General features: G+C 45.7%; 2 protein-coding genes. Both read left to right on the top strand.

The genetic code is table 11. From position 1 onward, the window contains the following. Positions 1-385, top strand: a 385-nt coding sequence (locus BQ17_RS10785; protein ID WP_439645667.1) for an IS1/IS1595 family N-terminal zinc-binding domain-containing protein, incomplete at its 5' end; no start/stop codon positions are given. Between the two features lie 35 nt (positions 386-420). Next, a partial coding sequence (locus tag BQ17_RS10780; protein WP_218068218.1) for an IS1 family transposase occupies positions 421-807 on the top strand: 387 nt, incomplete at its 3' end.

Genomic DNA, 807 nt, shown 5'->3' with positions numbered 1-807 from the left:
GGTACTGGATTTCGACGATCCTTTCCAGAATGATGCCGTGGGATTTGAACGACTACCTTCAGGCACCAATTCAATCAAAGGGTTTTCCACTATGATTGTTGAAAAGAAAGTCCGTACTTGCCGCAAATGCCAGAGTAAAGCGATTGTCAAAAATGGCACAAATGGGAGCGGCAATCCACAATATCATTGTAAAACCTGTGGTGCTTATGGCGTACTTGAGCCCCGAGAGGACTATACGGAAGAAGAAAAAGCGATCATTATAAAAGCTTATCAAGAACGCTCCAGTATGCGCGGGATCGAACGTACGTTTGGGGTTTGTCGGCAAACACTAAGTGCGTGGTTAAAAAAAAGGCAGAACAGCTCCCACCCCTTAAAACCACGCTGAAACCCGTTGATCGTGGGCAGACACCGGTGTTGGAAGTGGATGAGTTATGGTCTTTTGTTTTCAGCACAGTTTTCAAAGTTTGGATCTGGATTGCGTTGAATCGAGAGACCCGAGAAGTCATTGCTTATGCCTGCGGTGATCGCCGTGAAGAAACGTGCCGAATCCTCTGGAATCGCATCCCGCCTGATTATAAAAAGGCCGTTGTTTTTAGTGACTATTGGAAAGCGTATCAAGCCGTTATTCCCGACGAGCAACATCATCCTGTGGGTAAAGAAACAGGCGAAACAGCCCATGTTGAGCGTTGGAATAATACCTTGCGCCAGCATTTAGCACGCTTCGTACGTAAGACATTATCTTTTTCCAAGTGCCTCCATATGCATGAGATTTGTTTGAAACTCTTTCTGCACCGCTATAATACCGAA

The organism is Candidatus Thiosymbion oneisti (assembly GCF_900092655.1).
Lineage (GTDB): Bacteria > Pseudomonadota > Gammaproteobacteria > Chromatiales > Chromatiaceae > Thiosymbion > Thiosymbion oneisti.
Note: the sequence above shows the minus strand (reverse complement) of the source record. Positions and strands in the feature narration are given on the sequence as shown.